We start from the raw sequence: 18,123 nt of genomic DNA on the forward strand, positions 1-18,123 counted from the left end.
GCTCTTATGACTTCTTAAATGACTTGCGAATTGGAAAAGCAGCATCGAGTACACCGATCAAGCTTAACGGTGGGAATAATAATACCGGAATCGCAATAATAACCGGAACGGCTTTATTCCATCCACGCTCATGCGCAATAAAGAAGAAGAATCCGATAGCCTGTACCGCAAAAGCGAAGCGCAGCAGCGGCAGCAAATTAATAATGGCAACGGAGAAGAACGAAGTGCTGTCTGCCTTGATGAACATTCCGAATATGTAGACGATCAAATAATAGATGACCATCACACGCGGAAGCATCCATTCTCTCGCCAAGGGCATGCCTGGCAGATCAATTCCGTCCTTTTTCAATATCTTCCTGCTCAAATACTGTGTAACTACTGTATACAAAAAAGCGAAAATAATAACAGCAACTGGAATCGAATTAATCATCGACTTAATCCAGAATTCTGTATTGTTATCATTCCATTCCGGAAGTAGCAGTCCCTGCTTCTCGAAGTTAGCGAACATTGTACGAACCGTCTCGCTCATTTGATCTGTGAGGGAAAGATCCAATACCATTTCGAATATTAACATCTCCAACAAGACCAGCGCGAGTAAGGCCAGCATGGTTCGAGTAAGTACTTTGGAGGCTGGAACCCGCTTTCGATATAATTGCCCCATTACAACAGCCGGAACAAGGAAAAATAATCCGATAATAAGTACAGCTGGACCATTTACAATGGCAGCAATAATCCATACAGGGATCAAATGCACCAGGAAAGACCTTGCTGATAACGTTGTGTACAGTACAACATAAGGAACCATCAACAGCAGCATGGCCGCTACATTGAGGAATGGCACTGCTATACACAACATAAGGAGCAATACTGCCCCGCTCCATAGAACCGACTTCACACCAGGCTTCAAACCATTCACCTCTTGCCTAAATAATCGTTAACCAATACAATCACAAACCATTATAGCACAAATGCAGCCCATAGCATTCATATTCGCATACATCGTATAAGCAAGAGGCAGCGTCTGAAAATCCAACAAATTCCAAACCGCTGCCTCTTCTCCTTACTAGCTTACTGTCCACACATCCCCATCATTCTCCAGAGCAAGGCCGAGCTGCTTGAGCAATGATAATGGCAAATAGGACTGTTTGCCGATAGACAATAAAGAAGTCGAGGTCTGATCTACCTCTAACCGATATCCACGTTCCAGCATTAGCTCTCCTTGCAGAGGGAGCGCGGCTACCGCGGACACGGGTAATTCCTTATTCTTAACATTCCCCTTATTCGCCGTATACACGCGATGAATCGCATCCCAGCTTAATTGATAGCCATGCTGCTCCAACGAATGTACGTCTATGTAATGAGCATTCTCATAAGCTACGACTGGATGCTTCTGTCCATTCCATAGCAGTTGGCCTGGCTTCTCTGTAACGCGAACGAATCTGCTGCGAATGGGCTCGCCTACACGCACTTGCTTGTTAAGCTTCCCATTATCAAGCACCGCTTGCCCACCAATAAATACATGCCTGATTCCCATAGATAATTGATCAGGCTTCTCTACGGTAGAACGATCCACGATTTTATTGTAGTCAAAAACGACGATGTCGGCGTCCATCCCCTTCGACAGCCTGCCTTTCTTCCGCAGCAGTGGAGCCTGCTTCTCCAGCCTTTGAGCAGGCATTAGGCTCATCTTAGCTATCGCATCCATTAACGACATAGCCTTCTTCTCACGTACATACAACCCAACTGTCCGTGAGAAGGTGCCTGATGCACGAGGATGATTATTAAGGCCCGGCTCCAGAATGGCATCACTGCCAATCATAACATACGGTGCTTTCAACGCTTCTACAACATCCTGCTCAGGAATTGCGTAAGCAACTGCAAGCTTGCCCTCTGACCGATAGCGCCCGAAGGTCTCCTTTGTTAGCCGCTCCATTGTACCGGCAATTTGAAGGTCATCGAAGGAAATCCGGAATCTGGATTGCCAGCCCTCATCGAATCTTGCTGAGTTCAAATAAGTACCCCAATAATCATAGGGATACACACATGCGGTCAGATCTAGCCCTTTTTCCCGTGCTGCATGAATTAAGCCTAGCGATTCCTTCATCGAAAAGGTTCCACCGGTACTATTAATGTGATCAATATGTACGGCTGCCCCTGTTTTTTGAGCATAGCCAATTAATTCATTCACCGCATCAATATTCGTTCCCGGCGGCTCCATATCTGAGTACCGGGCATGGAAGTAGACCGGTACATTATACGTATTCGCGAGTTCCATTAGAGGAATGATCTCGTCGGAAGTAATGCCGGGCACATATTCCAGGCTGAAGGATATACCAAGCGCTCCGTCATTCAAAGCTTGTTCGGCTTGCTGGACAAGCATAGCAATTTGATCGGGCTGTGCACCGTCATAACGACCAAGCCGGAATTGATTGCGGGCCTGCGTATAAAAGAAAGAAGCGCCGAAGTGAAGCGGTGTCTCATTCCTTTCATAATAGCTATACCACTTGGCAGGAGTTGATGTCCCTCCGTGCATGGCGATATTCGAGGTTACACCGTCTGCGATCTTTTGCCATACGCCCAGTGGATTAGGATCATAAGACAGGTTATCTATGAATCCGGGGGCAACAACCATCCCCTTCGCATCCACAACGTGCTTGCCTTTCAGCGGCTTGTTCGTCACAATAGCAATTTCCCCGCCCTTAATGCCCACATTCCAGCCTTCTCCGTCCAGCCTTGTCGCAGGATCCATAACCCTTCCTCCTGCAATAACTGTATCGTAGACATTCGTCAGCTCGGCTTCCGTCCACTGCATAACTGCATTCGCTTCCACAGCAGCTGATTTATCGCTGCCCTGTCTGTACCAGCCTGGGTAAGCAACGATGACAATGATCGCTAATAAACCAAAAAGACGGACCAATTTGCGGTTTCCGTCTTTTTGTCGTTTGTTATTTTCCATAGAATAAGCCCTCCTGAAGTTCGACTGTATGGCTATATTTTCCCCATCTATATTGGAAAATATAGCCTCTTGGTCTTACATCAGGAGAACTTTTTATACAGTCTCTACAGTAGCAGCGCCCTGCATAATCGTCTGGCAATAATCAATGATCTCACTTCTGCGCACAATTCCAATGAACCTTCCCATATCATCTACGACAGGAACAAAGTTCTGCACCTTAGCCAGCGAGATCAAATCCGTCATATTGGCATCAATCTGTACCGACCGATGATTAAGGCGACGGGGAACCTCAGAGAGCTTCACCCTGTTAGACATCTCGAACGTCAGGTCCGGCCTGTTCTTCATGAACCATAACAAATCGCCTTCCGTTACTGTACCGGCATAGCCGCCTTCTGCATCAATAATAGGAACGGCTGTATAGCGGTGATGCTCCATTCTCTCAATCGTTTGCCTAAGAGTCGCATCTTGCGTCACCGTGACAACTTCCTGCTTGGGCAGCAGGAAAAAAGCAATATTCATGCTATTCCCTCTTCTCTATCATTTCTCTTCCTTACTCTACTGAAGACAGTGACTGAACTGACTTCTCCGTCTTGGATGCATATTCTTCCGGAAGAATGAGCGATTGTGTTGAAACATCTGGGTTCAGCCAGCTTTTAATCATCGTTTGTACCTCGGACAAATCCTCTTCGTCTGCAAAATAGTACCATGGTCCGCCCTTTTTCAGTCGATGCCCGTCTCCCTTGAGGGTGTGGCTATACACCATACGGTTATCAGACTTCAGCATCGTCTGCGCGAGATTGATGATCAGCTCAGGCTGCATATCTGTACTGAAATTGTCGCCCATTATATCAATAAGATTCGGAATTTTGGCCCATTGATTGATACCTGATGCCTTGTCCAGCATCGCATTGACGAACGACTGATGTCTTTGCGTCCGACTCATGTCGCCGCCGGCATCTTCCCGGAACCGCACATAGTTGAGAGCATCCGTGCCGTTATATAAATCTTGACCAGCCTTCACCACAAAATGCTCATGATCAGGATCGTCATTCACTAAGTCTTCTTCAATGGGAAGCGAAATCCCTCCCATTTCGTCAATTACTTTTCGGAATCCCTGAAAATTAATCGCTGCATAGTTCCTAATTGGGGCATCGAATAGCTTCTCAACGGTCTCAATCGCCATCTTCGCACCGCCAAAGGCATAAGCATGCGTAATTTTGTCCTCTTTCCCTTTACCCACGATCTCTACATGCGTATCACGGGGAATGGATACCATTAGAATGGCGCCATCCTTAGGCCGGACCACCGTATAAATCATCGTATCGGAACGGCCTTGCTCGGCATCACGTTGATCTACGCCTAGCAGCAGCATCGAGAACGGCTTCTTCTCCTCATCCTTCAGAGTAGAGACAGGTACTGGCTCTCGCCCTTCGATAGGCTTATAGGTCTGTCCAAGCTTATCTTCTACTGTGTTCGAGAGGAACCAATCGAATCCGAGCATAGCGAGTGCCCCACGGTTAAAAAAAGCGGCTGTGCCTAACACAACAATAAGAGCGGCTATCGTATACATCCATTTCCTTTTATTCATTTTCATGATTATGCAATTCTCCTAACTTAATCATCTGGCGCACGAAGCGCACTTCTCTATTTTAGACGTCATTATTCGCCATGTGGTTACAAACCTTTTACAATTATTGTTTCCATTTGTGGAAAATCAGTGCTTTATAGCAGGAATATTACCCATCTATTACGAATACAATCAGTGCAGGAATACTATTTTAGAGAGGATGACCCCTTACTTATGAACGCACCAGATCAATCTTCGACTGGCCTTGATTCCAAGGTAGCTGGTTTACTCTGTTACTTGGGTGTATTTGTTACAGGCATTATTTTTCTTGTTCTTGAGAAGAAGAGCAGCTTTGTTCGGTTCCACGCGATGCAGTCCATTATTACATTTGGAGCGCTGTTCGTCATTAATTTCATATTAGGGATGATCCCGATTATTGGGTGGCTGGCTAGCATCATTCTCACACCGCTTAGCTTCATTCTATGGATCGCAATGATGGTGCTTGCACTGCAAGGCAAGTACATAAAACTGCCGGTTGTTGGTGACTTTGCTGAGCAGCAAGCAAGAAAATTCTAATCATAAAAAGAGGCAGTGCCGCTTATGCCATGGCAACTGCCTCTTTTTATTCTCCCAAGCTCTGCCTGACAGACTTGGTTAGACTAGCTACAACGAGCTCATACGAATGATCGATCATGCTCTCCAGATCTTCATCCGGAACCGATCCATCGAGATGAACGGTATTCCAATGCTTTTTATTCATATGATAGCCTGGCTTTACTGCAGAATGCTGTTCCCGTAAATTCTCAGCAATAATCGGATTGCATTTCAATGAAATATCGCCATCCGACAGCAGTGCGAACATTTTGCCCGCTACTTTCATCACTAAAGGCTTAGGCCCGAATGGATAGTCCTTAAAGGCGCCTTTTTTACTTAAGCAATACTCAACCCACTGATCCATCTGCTGCCCTCTCCCATCCTTACTCTTGATTCAAAAATAGCGTAGCATGGCAATACCGTCTAGCTAGTGAATGAAAATAGGAGGTCTGCACGGAGATAGCGGCAATAAACAAAATGTTGCGTATCGCCTCTGTCTGCTCAATTGTTAAATGAGGCAGCAGCTTAGCAAACCGGTCCGCTGAGGAACGGATGGCATTCTCCGTCAAATTCTCTTGATTGCGTGCTCCCTTCACATGGCCGACAATATCGAGCACCTGATCATTATTGGCATCTAGCTCCTCAAACATAGCAGAATAAGAAGCATAGAGCTCCAGCGGCCCGATCAGGTCGTCGCTTTCCTCCTCAGGCTTATTGAAGAGAATCTCGAATAGCTTGCGTATGGATTCGAAGTCTAGATTAGATTTCAAATCATCTATAATAAATAGTAAGGCTGCTTGATTGAGTGAATACTTCTTTCCTATTTTCGGACAATCGAAATAAGCCTTGAAGTCTCGTTTCACCCAATTCTGCATAGAAGTAATCGACATATTCGAATATTCAACGAGCTGACCGAGTGCGGAGATCTCCTGTAGGGAGAAGCCTCTTACCTCATTGCCCTTAATCATCTTAATTAGTACTGGCGGCAGCGCAGTCGACAAAAAAGCAGGCAATGTTGCGCCTGATTCATAAGCATCCCGATGTGTTTTTTTCCAAGCCTGTTGCAGCACATATAATGGTTTGTCCTGATAATTGCCATGCAAGGCAAGCAGCAGATTAGCCATTTCTTTGCGAGTAAGCGTGAAAGACTCCATTTCGCTTTCCTCCTTAATTCTATTTCAGGTTCAATTGAACTCATCATACGCCTAAGCGATATGCTTGTAAAGTGGAGATATTGGCTAATAACAATCCCTTTAACCTGTTTTTCCAGCCGTTTTCGAGGGTACAAGACTTGTATAGTTAAATTACGGGTTTGCAAGAGATAGGAAACGTTCGATATATTAGTTCATAAGAACTTAAAACTAAAAAAAGAAGGATTGTGAACAACAACAATGGGTAGTATAGGGTTTAATTTATTTATGATTGCTTTGTTAATTGTATTGACCGCTTTTTTCGTCGCAACGGAATTTGCGATTATCCGGCTTCGTTCCAGCCGAGTCGATCAATTAGTGCTTGAAGGCAAGAAGAATGCACTTGCCGTTCAACGGGTAACGAGTAATCTGGATGCTTATCTGTCAGCGTGTCAGCTCGGTATTACAATCACGGCTCTAGGCCTTGGTTGGTTGGGCGAACCGACCGTTGAGAAAATCCTTCTTCCCTTATTTTCTGATGTAGGCATTAGCAGCGAAATCAGCCATGTTCTTTCCTTTCTAATTGCATTTGTAACGGTAACCTTTCTTCACGTCGTTATCGGTGAGCTTGCACCTAAGACTTGGGCTATTCAAAAAGCCGAATTCATTAGCTTCGCCGTTGCCAAACCGATTATTTTGTTCCACAAAATTTTGTATCCGTTCATCTGGTTATTGAATGGCTCTGCCAATACATTGGTACGCCTGTTCGGACTGAAGCCAGCCAAAGAGCATGAAGAGGCCCATTCCGAGGAAGAAATTCAGATTATTCTGAATGACAGCTTCCAAAGCGGCAAAATTAACAATACAGAATACGGCTATGTTAGCCGCATATTCGCTTTCGATGAAATGTTAGCCAAAGAGATCATGGTTCCACGAACCGATATGATTTGCCTATATACAAATAACTCCTTAATAGAAAATATGGAGATCATCCGCAGGGAGCAATACACGCGTTTCCCTGTTGCAACCGGCAGCAAAGATAACATCGTCGGAATGATCAATACGAAGCAGCTGTTCTTGGAATTCCAAGAAAACAAAGAATTTGATTTCAAGAAGCTCGTTCATCCTGTCCTTACGGTGTCCGAGGTTCTGCCCGTCAAAAACTTGCTCAAGCGCATGCAGCAAGAACGCGTTCATATCGCGATTCTTATGGACGAATATGGCGGTACCTCAGGCTTGATTACAATTGAAGACATTCTTGAAGAGATTGTTGGCGAGATTCGCGATGAATTCGATGGTGATGAGCGCAAAGAAATCGAGAAGCTTGCTGACAACTGCTATCTACTGGACGGCAAAGTCTCCCTCGATGAGCTAAGCACCCTGATTGGCGTCGATCTGGAGCATGAAGAAGTCGATACTGTCGGCGGATGGCTGTATAGTGAAATCCAGGACCCTAAGACTGGAAAAGAGCTGCAGCATGATAATATGAGGTTCATTATTCGTGAGGTTGGCAAGCATCGGATCAAGAAAGTCGAATTAATTATCGAAGATGAATCTCATTCCACTGAAGCCAAGACTGAAACGGCATAATACCTACGGAAGCACCCTGATTACGATCAGGGTGTTTTATTTTTTCTAGTACGGTTTACATATATAGGGCAACCTTATAATACGGTATGATGAGATTAATAATAAAGCAGAGGAGCAATCTTGTGAGCAATTTTTGGAGCTTAATCAAAAAAGGCAATACCTCTTCAGCTATCGCGGCGTTAGGCAACACCGGATTAGCGATCATCAAGGCCGTCGCAGCATCATTCAGCGGCAGCGGTACAATGTTCGCATCAGCTATGCATTCCATTGCTGATGCGGTCAATCAAGGCTTTGTATTCGCGGGAAGCGTATTAGCAGAGCGCAAGCCGACGAAACGGTTCCCAACCGGGTTCGGCAGGGTCACCAATCTATTCTGTATGGTTGCCGTCATTGTCGTCACTATTATGGCATACGAGACGCTGCATAAAGGCTATGAGCTTCTGAAGCATCCCGAGGCTTCAACGAATTTTTGGCTCAACTGCATCGTTCTCATTATTGCAATTGCAATTGATGGTTCTATTTTGTTCAAAGCTATGCACGAGATCATTAAGGAAACGCGCAGCAATGCCAAGGGCTTGGCAGTCATCCCAGCAGCATTCCGCAACGCCGGACGTGCGGCACCTCCAACACGGCTCGTATTCTATGAAGATATCGTCGCTACACTAGGAGCAGTTCTTGCCCTAATTGCCATCATCGTATCCCAGCTATTTGGCCTTGCCATATTCGATGGAATTGCTACCCTTCTAATTGGCTGTCTAATGATTGGCGTAGCGTTCAAGGTAGGGTATGACAACATGGTTGGCTTGATCGGTGTAGCTGCTCCCAAAGATATTGAGGACCGTGTAGCTGCCGCTCTGACTTCCGATCCTGATGTCACTGATATTGCTCAGCTCCGTATTCTGCAGGAAGGGCGCTATTATCACGTAGAAGCCTATGTAGAGCTCCGCTCGGGTCTCTCGCTGGCTGAGGCAAGCGAAATCAAGCTCCGAGTGAAGGATATTCTGCGTCGGGATACGGATATCGCTGACGTTACTCTCGGCATTATTGAGGACAATGGCATACGGACCTGGAACCCTCAAGCATAAGCTTTTATAATAAGGAGTCTGCACGCATAGAAAAGGGATGGAGCCAAAATATTTCTGCTCCATCCCTTTTTATTTAGATCATGAGCATCCATCGGATAACCTTTTATCCAAAGGTTCTACTGCTCGCAATGAATTGTAATCGGCAACGTTATACGAATCTCCTCAATTACAAGTAATTACTCAACTAATCCGCCCTCAGCTACTAGATCACCAGTACCTTCACTCTTTTATGAGGCTACTCTCACCCATTCAACCTGCTTGCCCTATACGATAAGCATTGTATATTTACTCTAACAACTACCTACAGATCACCCTTATCTTCCTTGTACAAGTTGGAGCGAGAAGTAATGTAATCGAACAGGTTAAGCGCCATTACCTTGATTACAGCATAACCAGGTACGGCAAGAATCACGCCTAGCACTCCGAATAAATTACCTGCTGTCAGAATTACAAAGATAATCGTAATGGGATGAATCTGCAGCGATTTGCCCATAATTTGAGGAGAAATGAATTTGCCTTCAATTAATTGAACAATGGTCCAGATGATCACCATCTTAAGCAGCATCATTGGCGACGTCACCGCAGCTACAATGAGTGCTGGCGTAATAGCTATTGCTGGTCCCAAATAAGGAATAATGGCCGTACATGCCGCGATGAGAGCTAGTACGAGCGAATATTTGAGACCAATAATAAGATAACCGATATAGAGCAAAGCACCAATACAGAAACTAACGATAATCTGCCCTCTAATATAGCTGCTTATCTGATGGTTAATTTCTCCCATTACCCGCTTCGAGGGTGTACGCATCTTGGTGGGCAGGAAGCTGGCGATCTTCCCTGACAGCTTGCTCCCGTCCTTTAACAAATAGAACAAAATGAATGGGAGCGTTATGATAGCAAGAACAACCTCTTTCAGTGTGCCAAAGAATGCCCCCACGCTTGTCATTATTCCGTTCAGTACTGACGTAACACGCTCACTGATCTGAAGGGTCAGATCCTCCGGATTAATATTCAACCAGCTTTGAATTTCACTCGGCATGCCACTCGCCATAAAGATATTGAATTCATCCCTCATTTGATTGGTATATTTGGGGAGGCTTTCGAATAGATCCGTGACCTGTGCTGAGATAAGTGGAATAACCACTACTAGCAGGATGGTGATTAATCCAGCAATAATCACATACAGCATTAAGATCGAATAGATTCTGCCTACTCTCCTGCTCTCCATCCAATTGACGATGGGATTCAATAAGTAATAGACTACCCCGGCCAATATGACGGGCAATATAATCGTCTTAACCAGTACCGTTAGTGGCGTGAAAATATAAGAGATCTTGGTAAACACGAGAACGGTTAGTCCGAATAACAGCAATACTAGTAGGAATAGCACAAACTTATTATTGATAAACAGCTTTTTGAAGCGTTCCGTATTCGTTCGCAATGGCTCCACAGACTTCCCACCTACTCTATAAAAAATCAATTCATTATTGGAAATATTATATCATTATCAATCCATTAACGAAAAGAGACCCCAATCACGAGGATCGGGGTCTCTACAGGTAAAGCTAAACTATTCGACGATGGAGAAAAGACCGTGAACATGCGACAAGTAACGCACGTTGCTGGCTTCTTTCATCAAAGTAGCTGCTGTTCCTCTTAAGCGAAGCTGGCTCGCACCGATAGTACCGATTGCGTCTTTTCTGCCAAGGCTCGCCAATACGCCGGAATTCACGAATTGGAAAGTTTTCATTGGCAGGCCTTTGTAATTAGCATACAGGTTGTAGCCAATTGCTTCGCCCATTTGCCAAGCGATTTGTGCGCTTGGAGGATATGGACGGCCTTCTGCGCCGAAGACAACCGCGTTGTCACCAGCAAGGAATACATCTGGGTGAGATGTAGATTGCAAGAATTCATTAACCGTTGCACGGCCGCGGTTAACTTCAATACCACAGTTAGCTACCACAGGGTTGCCTGTAACGCCGCCTGTCCATACGAACGTATTCGTCTCGATGGAGTTGCCGTCTTTGAGCATAACCGTGTTGCCTTTAACTTCCGTTACCGCAACGCCCATGATCAGGGTTACGCCACGTTTTTCAAGGCTTGCTTTTGCACGGTCAACCAGTTCAGTAGGGAAGCCTGCCAGAATGGAAGGACCTGCTTCAATGTTGTACAGCTTGATGTCATTCACGTTCACGCCGATCGCTTCACACCATTTTGGAAGCATATCAGCAAGCTCGCCGATCAATTCGATACCAGTCAAGCCGCCGCCGCCAACAACGATTGTAGCGTCTGCTTTATTGCCGGATTTGCTATAAGCTGCAAGACGGTCTTTCACATGCGCTTCTACGCGTTGTGCTTCTTCAACCGATTTGAGCGTCAAGCTGTTCTCTTCCAAGCCTGGGATTCCAAAGAATGCTGTCTCTCCACCCAATGCGATGACGATTGTGTCATACTTGAATGTTCCTTGAGCAGCCAGCTTCACATGCTTTTTCTCAGGGTCGATAGCTTCAACGGAATCAATAACCAGCTTGATCGATTTTCCTTTCAGAAGCTTGTTAAGCGGTAGAGCTACATTATTCTTGTGCACGCCTCCAACAGCAAGACGGTGCAATTCAGTTACGATCTGATGATAAGGAACACGGTTAACAACCGTAATCTCTGCTTCCTCGGGCGAGAAATGCTCGCGTGCTGACAATGCACTCAGCAAACCGCCGTAGCCGCCACCCAAGATCAAAATTTGTTTAGACATACATATCCTCCATTCTTTAATTATCTATTTAGCGCCGTTTTTACGTTCCGCCAATACATCCAAGAAAGCTTGCGCATAACGCAATGTGGCTTGTACTTGTGGATCTTTCATCATTTTCAACATACCAAAAAGGCCGATTGTGGACGTTTCCGCTTGTGCACGGTCATTCGCTTCAATAGCAGCAGATGCAATGCCTTTTGCTTTTTCTTGGATCGGCTTAACGAACTCAGTAATTCCGTTCTTCATATCCCCAACCAATACTTTGTCAGTGGCTACGGTTTGAGCAACATCATAAGCTTTCGTCATCAGTGTGACCATTTCTGCCAGCTTCGGCAGGTTCTCGATCAACTCATTAAGCGACTTCTGAACCTCTGGCTTCAACAATTGCTCCAGCACGTCAGTTTGTACAGCTGCAGTTCCTACTGCACCATTTTCGGGTTGTTGCGTTACTGTCTCGGACATACGATAATAGCCTCCCTTTCCCTCGCTTTAATCAACTACGTTATTCCCAGCATTCATCCATGCTTGTTGTGTAATCGCGAACTATAGTGAAAAAATTCACAATGCACATAAACAAAAACGATCTTGCCCTTATAATAAACATAGACCACAATCGATTTGCCGATCAGCTTGAAGGAATGCTTCTATAATTCCATTGTAGACCTCTTGCACCAAATGTTCAATTCTAAATTTATGCAATTATAAAAAACTTGTCGAAAATATTGTTTCCTAACCCTTAATCGATCATGCAAACCGACAATTAGGGTGAAAAAACAACAAAAAAGCCGATTAAGATTGCTCTTAGCCGGCTTTTGTTGAGCAGAAAATACTACTCAGTAGTGTAAGGAAGCAATGCTACTGTACGCGAACGTTTGATCGCTACAGTCAGCAAGCGTTGGTATTTTGCGCTCGTTCCAGTTACACGACGTGGCAAGATTTTGCCGCGCTCGCTGATAAACTTTTTGAGCATATCTGTATCTTTATAATCAATGTGTTTGATTTTGTTTACAGTGAAGAAACATACTTTACGACGCTTGTTGCGGCCGCCTTTACGGTTGCCGAATTTGCGTTCTGGACGTTCTCCATCTCCACCATCTCTTGGCTTAAAGCTCATTCGAATCCATCCTTTCAATTAAAATGGCAAATCATCTTCTGATATATCGATCGGTCGACCATCATCCGAGAACGGATCACGGTTGTCGTTGCGTGAATTATTACCGGACCGGCTTCCGCTGCTGCTTCCTCCAGAGGAGTTGCCACCGCCGAAAGATCCGCCACCATTACTGCTGCTTGATCCGCCGCCGCCAGAATTGCCGCCATTATCTTCACGCGATGATCCGCCTTCACGATTGGATTCCAAGAAGCGTACGTTATCAGCAATAACTTCCGTCACATAGACGCGCTTGCCTTCGTTGTTCTCGTAGTTACGCACCTGAATGCGTCCCTCAACCGCCGTTAGGCGTCCTTTGCGCAAGTAGTTGGCACAAGTCTCAGCCAGCTGCCGCCAAGTTACGACCGGAATGAAATCCGCTTCCCGTTCGCCCTGTCCGCTCGTAAACGGACGGTCAACCGCAATCGTAAATTGCGTAACTGCTACGCCAGCAGGCGTATAACGCAATTCGGGGTCTCTCGTTAATCTGCCAATCAGTATTACACGGTTCAACATCGTTACTGACCTCCCAATCGAACAATCGAACGTGGATTAAGCGACGTCTCTGACGATCAATGTACGGATAACTTCATCCGTAATCTTCATGATGCGGTCGAGTTCGTTCACAACTTCAGTCGTTGCGTTGAAATGAACCAGAACGTAGTAACCATCACGAATCTTATTGATCTCATACGCAAGACGACGTTTACCGATCACATCAGTCTTAGTGACTTCTCCGCCGTTGTTGATGATGCCATTGAATTTGTCAACGATAGCTTGAACGTTCTCTTGCTCAACGTCTGGACGAATGATGTACATCACTTCATATTTGCGCATATTGTTTCACCTCCTCTTGGACTAACGGCCCCATAAATGGAGCAAGGAGCGAGATTATTGCATGCTCGCATCTATACACTATACCAAATTGCCTATCTCCTGACAAGTCATACTTCATTCCCGTTTTCTGGGGTTCATGCTCTCCCTCCCCTTGGACAATAATAAAGGTCAGGCTTTATTGAGCCCTTTATCAGAATAATTAGGCCAAAGGAGTGAGCAGCTTGGGTGAGTGGACACTATTTAATGCTGGAGATAAAGCTCCCAATGATGGTACCTATATCGAGGATGGGGTTAATTCCTTTCATATGGGTATCAATAATCCGAAGAAGGTTCATCTCAAGAAGGGAGATCGTTTCCCGGCTAATACGAACCATGAACGTAAGTGGAAACGAATGGGCCATTAATTTTTTGTAAATGTGATGTATACACCATTGGATTCTCGGACATGATAGTATGGACGGCGTAAAGAGAGGTGTGGTTCCGTTGGACCAATTGGTGCAAGGGCTGCAAGAGGAATTGATCCACTCAATATAGAAGCGGAGGGTTGTGCCAAAGACACGTTCCGTAACACACGCGCATTCGAGCACATTCATGCGTACTTCTACTAACGTAGGTTTACGTATGCTGAGCCAATCGGTTTTAACGATGAAGCATTAGTGGATTTGTGTACCGATTGACGAATGATGCTCCAAGGTTTCTGATTGTTGCAGTGCGAATTCTTTAACTCAACCAAAACAAACGCCGTCGAAAAAGGAGCTCGCAAGAGCTCCTTTTTTTATTGCGCTAATCACTAATCAGCTATATATAGCCTATCCCCTATTTTCACTTCCCCTGGTTGCTTAACCGATGCATAAATGCCGAATCGCAGATTCATTTCTTCATTTACCTTCTTAAGCAGGGAAGAATCACGTTCAAGTGTATCTGGATCTATTGTAATCATAGAGCATCGCTCACAATATTCATCAACCTGCAGCTCTGTATTCCCCATGATCAATCGTTTACCAATCCAACTGCCTTCATCCTGCGAATCATCATCTAAAGTCACAACTACATTAGCTCTGAAACGCCGATGATCGAGCTTCTTTCCCCATATCTCCTCAAGTCTGCGCAATGTCGTATCTGTAATAATCAAGATGCTTGCTGCATCGACCCCCATTAGCTCCGAGCTCTGCGGATCGTAGCTAATCATGGACAGCTTTTGTTTGGCATAGGGCTGAATCTCCTCTAACAATGCTTCATTCCAATGGAGGATCCGTCCGTCCGGTGCTTCTATACTTATTTCAGGAGAATGGACCCCAGCGTACGCTCCAACAAGCTTCGCCTTGTAGCCAAGCATCCTAGGCAGCTTCCTTGCCGTGTAAAAGCTATCCCAGCCCTCTTTCGTCTCATCCACAAAAGCATGGCTGCGATCACCATACAGCCCATAGCGTTCAATCACGCTAGCCTGTACACTCTCTCCGGCGAATGACTTGACGGGATATCTATATAGAGCACCAATGGTACCAATAGCACTTAAAGTCAAGGAAACTCCCTCTCTTCGTCTCATGTTATTCAGTCATCTAATGCATCTATTATAATCCTTAATAAATCCCCTGTACATTGATGCTATCCTTCTCTTACAACAAAAAAAACCTCCTACATCATCCTGTAGAAGGTTGGTTAATTTCATATATGGCGGAGAAGGTGGGATTCGAACCCACGCACGCTTTGACACGCCTAGCTGATTTCGAGTCAGCCCCCTTGGGCCTCTTGGGTACCTCTCCGCATTGATAATACAAAAGGTATTATATCACAGCCTGTACATGCAATGCAATATCCCGTTTTGGAGTTTTTTAACTATCATACGTGCAGGAATCGTACACACCTTTTGGTACCTTCTTCTTGCTCTTTAAATAAAAGATTAGAACCGGGATAAACCTTAATAATCCCCGATTCTAATACAAATTCTTTTAAACGGAAGAAATCATGATTATAACAAAAGTAAGCAGAAAAACGATAAACCCCAAACCTAAGCCGATCGCCGTCATAAGCAAATAGGCCTTAGAAAAATTCCGCTTATTCTGATTCTCATCAGGTGAAAAAGCCCATACAAACATCAGCACGATACCAACAATCGGTATACTGGTGAGTAAGAGCATAATCACCCACTCTTTTGTACTAACAACCTTTGTATCCGCTTGAGGACTAAATCCACCTGTGGGCAATACTTTTTCTTCTATTATCAACACTTCCACCCCCTGCTGTTCCTAATCTTATTTTGTATAATATTACCTTGATAACCATTATGGTTCAACTCTTAAATATAAAATTCAATAAAAAAATCTCCTACTTTGTTGTAGAAGATCAAATTATTATTCATAGTTATCTTTATAAACATGAAAATTATCATTATTACTATTTATTTTCTTCTGGTGGAAGGGAACGCAGCACTTTTTTCATATTTTTCTCAAATTTAGCCCTTGGGATCAATACACTGTGCTTGCAGCCTACACATTTGATCCGAATGTCCATCCCCATCCTGATCACTTCCATTTCATTCGATCCGCAGGGATGCTGCTTCTTCATCTGCACGACATCGCCCAGCTCAAATTGTTTACGCTCCATCTTGGCCATTGCCCCTTTCATTGCGATGATAAGTGACCATCCTCGGGTATGGACTGTCTATCCCGTTCTCATCCAATGCTTTTTTAATCATTAGATTCATTTTTCTAGCGACTGGAACCTGTGTATTCGGAAGACATTCCGCAACCACCCTTATCACCACTTCCGATGTGCCGATCGACTGAATACCAAGCACATCCGGAGATTTAGCAAGATTCTCATCTGCGAACTTATCCATTGTAGTCTTAATAACGTCGGTAGCATGATCAACATTTTCCTCATAGCTGATTGCAACATCAACGATAGCAAGAGAATTGCGCAATGAGAAGTTAGTAATTTCATTGATCATTCCGTTCGGTACGATATTGACCTCTCCTGTCCAGCTCACAATACGGGTTGTTCTTAATCCGATCATCTCGACCGTTCCTCTGAACTGTCCTGTCTGAATCACATCGCCAACAGCGAATTGATCCTCTAGAATGATAAAAAATCCTGTAATAACATCCTTAACCAAGCTTTGAGCACCAAACCCTATGGCTAACCCTATAACACCTGCACCTGCCAACAGCGGGGCAAGCTGAATGCCGAACTCCGATAGAAGAAGCATCGTTATAATGAAATTACCTACGTAGAAAACCACGTTTTTAATGAGCTTTCCTACTGTATTCATCCTTCTGACTTGTAGGTTTAATCTCTTGGACTCCCTATTCATCAGAACTCGGTCAATCGTTTTATTGGCAAGCCATATCATGAATTGTCCAATTACGACGATAAGAACAATACGTATAATCGAATCGCCAAGCTGCTCCCACGTAACCTTACTCGTTATCCAGTCCTGAAATTGCTTCATGACTTGCATATTTAGCAAATACATAGCTTTACACCTTCCTTACCGTGCAACTTCTTCATATCCACCTTCGATAGGTTGGAATATTCCTCTTATCTCTACATTCTCCGAATCAACAACATGTATGACTTCAATTAACGCATTTTCGGGAAAATGAATCGACAATGCACAGCCTGCCGTTATTTCTTTAGGTGTTGGACAGATATCAATATCTATTTCTGCATATTCCAGCAGCATCTCCGCCCGAAGGGCTTGTTGCGTAGAATCGAATGCGATCAGCATTATTTTCCCCTCTCCCTCAGTCCGATAAACATAAACTCTCGCTTCCCAGCGTATAAAATGCCTGTTCTATCCATATACTAGTATCATATTGGCATTTACGGGGGGGATTCTATGAAGCTATCATTTATGAAGGATATACCGCTAAAGGTTTCCTACACAGAATCAGATGCAGTCGGCATGATCGTACAACGATTATCCTTAATGCTTAACGAAATGTCTATTGGCCGTCCTATCGTCATTGTATGTGTAGGTACAGATCGCTCGACCGGTGATTCTCTTGGACCTCTTATCGGCACTTCACTCTCCAAGTACAATAGCCCTTACTTTTCTCTCTATGGAACACTTGAGGATCCTGTACATGCAATGAATCTGGAGGACACCCTTCTCGACATCAATCGTTCCTATCACAAGCCATTTGTTATTGGCATTGATGCCTGTCTTGGACAAGTCTCCAGTATCGGCTCTATTCAAGTAGGTACAGGCCCTGTACGCCCTGGGGCAGGTGTTAATAAAGAGCTTCCCCCTGTTGGCGACATCCATATTACAGGCATTGTGAACGTCGGCGGCTTCATGGAGTATTTCGTTCTTCAGAATACTCGGCTTCATCTCGTGATGAGAATGGCTGATGTTATTGCAAGCAGCCTATTCTCTGCTGTTATGAACAGCAGCCATGCTCTCACCCAATCTAGAGAACAAGCTGCTGCGATAGAATTAACCTTTGACCACTAAAAACCT

Annotated in this window: 22 protein-coding genes and 1 tRNA gene; 5 read left to right on the plus strand and 18 right to left on the minus strand. The window is 44.6% G+C overall.

The features are described from left to right. Nucleotides 1–4 precede the first annotated feature (4 nt). The 4 genes from AC50YO_RS16220 to AC50YO_RS16235 all read right to left on the minus strand — a co-directional run bounded on the left by AC50YO_RS16220 (nt 5) and on the right by AC50YO_RS16235 (nt 4,550). Nucleotides 5–907 (minus strand): DUF2232 domain-containing protein, encoded by a 903-nt coding sequence (locus tag AC50YO_RS16220; RefSeq protein ID WP_494848619.1) that lies wholly within the window; start codon nt 905–907, stop codon nt 5–7. Nucleotides 908–1,063: 156 nt separating this feature from the next. Continuing rightward, nucleotides 1,064–2,956 (minus strand): amidohydrolase family protein, encoded by a 1,893-nt coding sequence (locus AC50YO_RS16225; protein WP_494848621.1) that lies wholly within the window; start codon nt 2,954–2,956, stop codon nt 1,064–1,066. A gap of 93 nt (nt 2,957–3,049) precedes the next feature. Then, a complete protein-coding gene (locus AC50YO_RS16230) occupies nt 3,050–3,475 on the minus strand; it encodes a CBS domain-containing protein (protein WP_494848623.1) in 426 nt (141 codons plus the stop codon). 31 nt (nt 3,476–3,506) lie between these two features. Further along, the gene (locus AC50YO_RS16235; protein WP_494848625.1) at nt 3,507–4,550 is read right to left on the minus strand and encodes an LCP family protein; all 1,044 of its coding nucleotides are present in this window, start codon (nt 4,548–4,550) and stop codon (nt 3,507–3,509) included. Nucleotides 4,551–4,757: 207 nt separating this feature from the next. Here AC50YO_RS16235 and AC50YO_RS16240 point away from each other — a divergent pair, with 207 nt between their 5' ends. Beyond that, nucleotides 4,758–5,099, plus strand: a complete 342-nt coding sequence (locus tag AC50YO_RS16240) for a DUF4870 domain-containing protein (RefSeq protein WP_494848627.1) — start codon at nt 4,758–4,760, stop codon at nt 5,097–5,099. Nucleotides 5,100–5,145: 46 nt separating this feature from the next. Here the strand turns inward: AC50YO_RS16240 and AC50YO_RS16245 are convergent, their stop codons facing one another. After that, on the minus strand, nt 5,146–5,481 hold the full coding sequence (locus AC50YO_RS16245; RefSeq protein ID WP_494848629.1) for an MmcQ/YjbR family DNA-binding protein: 336 nt from the start codon (nt 5,479–5,481) through the stop codon (nt 5,146–5,148). Between the two features lie 19 nt (nt 5,482–5,500). Continuing rightward, nucleotides 5,501–6,271: a DUF1836 domain-containing protein gene (locus AC50YO_RS16250; RefSeq protein ID WP_494848630.1), complete on the minus strand. Its 771-nt coding sequence runs from the start codon at nt 6,269–6,271 to the stop codon at nt 5,501–5,503. Between the two features lie 264 nt (nt 6,272–6,535). Here AC50YO_RS16250 and AC50YO_RS16255 point away from each other — a divergent pair, with 264 nt between their 5' ends. Together AC50YO_RS16255 and AC50YO_RS16260 are read left to right on the plus strand one after the other, a co-directional pair. Beyond that, nucleotides 6,536–7,837: a hemolysin family protein gene (locus AC50YO_RS16255; RefSeq protein ID WP_494848632.1), complete on the plus strand. Its 1,302-nt coding sequence runs from the start codon at nt 6,536–6,538 to the stop codon at nt 7,835–7,837. Nucleotides 7,838–7,959: 122 nt separating this feature from the next. Next, nucleotides 7,960–8,922 carry a cation diffusion facilitator family transporter gene (locus AC50YO_RS16260; RefSeq protein ID WP_494848634.1) on the plus strand — a complete coding sequence of 321 codons (963 nt, stop codon included), beginning with the start codon at nt 7,960–7,962 and terminating at the stop codon, nt 8,920–8,922. Between the two features lie 301 nt (nt 8,923–9,223). On the opposite strand, the gene AC50YO_RS16265 is transcribed toward AC50YO_RS16260, so the two are convergent. The 6 genes from AC50YO_RS16265 to rpsF form a co-directional block, all read right to left on the minus strand. After that, nucleotides 9,224–10,372 (minus strand): AI-2E family transporter, encoded by a 1,149-nt coding sequence (locus AC50YO_RS16265; RefSeq protein ID WP_494848636.1) that lies wholly within the window; start codon nt 10,370–10,372, stop codon nt 9,224–9,226. A 120-nt stretch (nt 10,373–10,492) separates the two neighbouring features. Continuing rightward, nucleotides 10,493–11,671 (minus strand): NAD(P)/FAD-dependent oxidoreductase, encoded by a 1,179-nt coding sequence (locus AC50YO_RS16270; RefSeq protein WP_494848638.1) that lies wholly within the window; start codon nt 11,669–11,671, stop codon nt 10,493–10,495. A gap of 24 nt (nt 11,672–11,695) precedes the next feature. After that, nucleotides 11,696–12,133: a DUF1641 domain-containing protein gene (locus AC50YO_RS16275; protein ID WP_494848640.1), complete on the minus strand. Its 438-nt coding sequence runs from the start codon at nt 12,131–12,133 to the stop codon at nt 11,696–11,698. Nucleotides 12,134–12,500: 367 nt separating this feature from the next. After that, entirely contained in the window at nt 12,501–12,785 is a 285-nt protein-coding gene (rpsR, locus tag AC50YO_RS16280; RefSeq protein ID WP_494848642.1) for a 30S ribosomal protein S18, read from the minus strand. Nucleotides 12,786–12,803: 18 nt separating this feature from the next. Next, nucleotides 12,804–13,337: a single-stranded DNA-binding protein gene (ssb, locus tag AC50YO_RS16285; protein WP_494848643.1), complete on the minus strand. Its 534-nt coding sequence runs from the start codon at nt 13,335–13,337 to the stop codon at nt 12,804–12,806. Between the two features lie 36 nt (nt 13,338–13,373). Continuing rightward, nucleotides 13,374–13,658 carry a 30S ribosomal protein S6 gene (gene rpsF / locus AC50YO_RS16290; protein ID WP_494848645.1) on the minus strand — a complete coding sequence of 95 codons (285 nt, stop codon included), beginning with the start codon at nt 13,656–13,658 and terminating at the stop codon, nt 13,374–13,376. A gap of 221 nt (nt 13,659–13,879) precedes the next feature. On the opposite strand from rpsF, the gene AC50YO_RS16295 reads away from it, so the two are divergent. After that, nucleotides 13,880–14,062 (plus strand): YjzC family protein, encoded by a 183-nt coding sequence (locus tag AC50YO_RS16295; RefSeq protein ID WP_494848647.1) that lies wholly within the window; start codon nt 13,880–13,882, stop codon nt 14,060–14,062. Nucleotides 14,063–14,448: 386 nt separating this feature from the next. Here the strand turns inward: AC50YO_RS16295 and AC50YO_RS16300 are convergent, their stop codons facing one another. The 6 genes from AC50YO_RS16300 to AC50YO_RS16325 form a co-directional block, all read right to left on the minus strand. After that, entirely contained in the window at nt 14,449–15,204 is a 756-nt protein-coding gene (locus AC50YO_RS16300; RefSeq protein WP_494848649.1) for an MOSC domain-containing protein, read from the minus strand. Nucleotides 15,205–15,330: 126 nt separating this feature from the next. Continuing rightward, nucleotides 15,331–15,421: transfer RNA gene (locus tag AC50YO_RS16305), tRNA-Ser, on the minus strand. A gap of 186 nt (nt 15,422–15,607) precedes the next feature. Beyond that, nucleotides 15,608–15,883, minus strand: a complete 276-nt coding sequence (locus AC50YO_RS16310) for a hypothetical protein (RefSeq protein WP_494848651.1) — start codon at nt 15,881–15,883, stop codon at nt 15,608–15,610. A 169-nt stretch (nt 15,884–16,052) separates the two neighbouring features. After that, nucleotides 16,053–16,262: a DUF951 domain-containing protein gene (locus AC50YO_RS16315; RefSeq protein WP_494848653.1), complete on the minus strand. Its 210-nt coding sequence runs from the start codon at nt 16,260–16,262 to the stop codon at nt 16,053–16,055. Continuing rightward, nucleotides 16,252–17,109 carry a mechanosensitive ion channel family protein gene (locus tag AC50YO_RS16320; RefSeq protein ID WP_494848655.1) on the minus strand — a complete coding sequence of 286 codons (858 nt, stop codon included), beginning with the start codon at nt 17,107–17,109 and terminating at the stop codon, nt 16,252–16,254. Before AC50YO_RS16320 ends, AC50YO_RS16315 begins: the two co-directional genes overlap by 11 nt. Before the next feature lie 39 nt (nt 17,110–17,148). Then, the gene (locus tag AC50YO_RS16325) at nt 17,149–17,388 is read right to left on the minus strand and encodes a putative Se/S carrier protein (protein WP_494848657.1); all 240 of its coding nucleotides are present in this window, start codon (nt 17,386–17,388) and stop codon (nt 17,149–17,151) included. 111 nt (nt 17,389–17,499) lie between these two features. Here AC50YO_RS16325 and yyaC point away from each other — a divergent pair, with 111 nt between their 5' ends. Next, nucleotides 17,500–18,117 carry a spore protease YyaC gene (gene yyaC, locus AC50YO_RS16330; protein ID WP_494848659.1) on the plus strand — a complete coding sequence of 206 codons (618 nt, stop codon included), beginning with the start codon at nt 17,500–17,502 and terminating at the stop codon, nt 18,115–18,117. Nucleotides 18,118–18,123 lie beyond the last annotated feature (6 nt).

This window comes from Paenibacillus sp. J22P59 (genome assembly GCF_059383895.1).

Coding starts and splice junctions, on each gene's coding strand:
- AC50YO_RS16225 (WP_494848621.1), bottom strand. CDS start 2,956: ATGGAAAATAACAAACGACAAAAAGACGGAAACCGCAAATTGGTCCGT.
- AC50YO_RS16230 (WP_494848623.1), bottom strand. CDS start 3,475: ATGAATATTGCTTTTTTCCTGCTGCCCAAGCAGGAAGTTGTCACGGTG.
- AC50YO_RS16235 (WP_494848625.1), bottom strand. CDS start 4,550: ATGAAAATGAATAAAAGGAAATGGATGTATACGATAGCCGCTCTTATT.
- AC50YO_RS16240 (WP_494848627.1), top strand. CDS start 4,758: ATGAACGCACCAGATCAATCTTCGACTGGCCTTGATTCCAAGGTAGCT.
- AC50YO_RS16245 (WP_494848629.1), bottom strand. CDS start 5,481: ATGGATCAGTGGGTTGAGTATTGCTTAAGTAAAAAAGGCGCCTTTAAG.
- AC50YO_RS16250 (WP_494848630.1), bottom strand. CDS start 6,271: ATGGAGTCTTTCACGCTTACTCGCAAAGAAATGGCTAATCTGCTGCTT.
- AC50YO_RS16255 (WP_494848632.1), top strand. CDS start 6,536: ATGATTGCTTTGTTAATTGTATTGACCGCTTTTTTCGTCGCAACGGAA.
- AC50YO_RS16270 (WP_494848638.1), bottom strand. CDS start 11,671: ATGTCTAAACAAATTTTGATCTTGGGTGGCGGCTACGGCGGTTTGCTG.
- AC50YO_RS16275 (WP_494848640.1), bottom strand. CDS start 12,133: ATGTCCGAGACAGTAACGCAACAACCCGAAAATGGTGCAGTAGGAACT.
- rpsR (WP_494848642.1), bottom strand. CDS start 12,785: ATGAGCTTTAAGCCAAGAGATGGTGGAGATGGAGAACGTCCAGAACGC.
- ssb (WP_494848643.1), bottom strand. CDS start 13,337: ATGTTGAACCGTGTAATACTGATTGGCAGATTAACGAGAGACCCCGAA.
- rpsF (WP_494848645.1), bottom strand. CDS start 13,658: ATGCGCAAATATGAAGTGATGTACATCATTCGTCCAGACGTTGAGCAA.
- AC50YO_RS16300 (WP_494848649.1), bottom strand. CDS start 15,204: ATGAGACGAAGAGAGGGAGTTTCCTTGACTTTAAGTGCTATTGGTACC.
- AC50YO_RS16315 (WP_494848653.1), bottom strand. CDS start 16,262: ATGGAGCGTAAACAATTTGAGCTGGGCGATGTCGTGCAGATGAAGAAG.
- AC50YO_RS16320 (WP_494848655.1), bottom strand. CDS start 17,109: ATGAAGCAATTTCAGGACTGGATAACGAGTAAGGTTACGTGGGAGCAG.
- AC50YO_RS16325 (WP_494848657.1), bottom strand. CDS start 17,388: ATGCTGATCGCATTCGATTCTACGCAACAAGCCCTTCGGGCGGAGATG.
- yyaC (WP_494848659.1), top strand. CDS start 17,500: ATGAAGCTATCATTTATGAAGGATATACCGCTAAAGGTTTCCTACACA.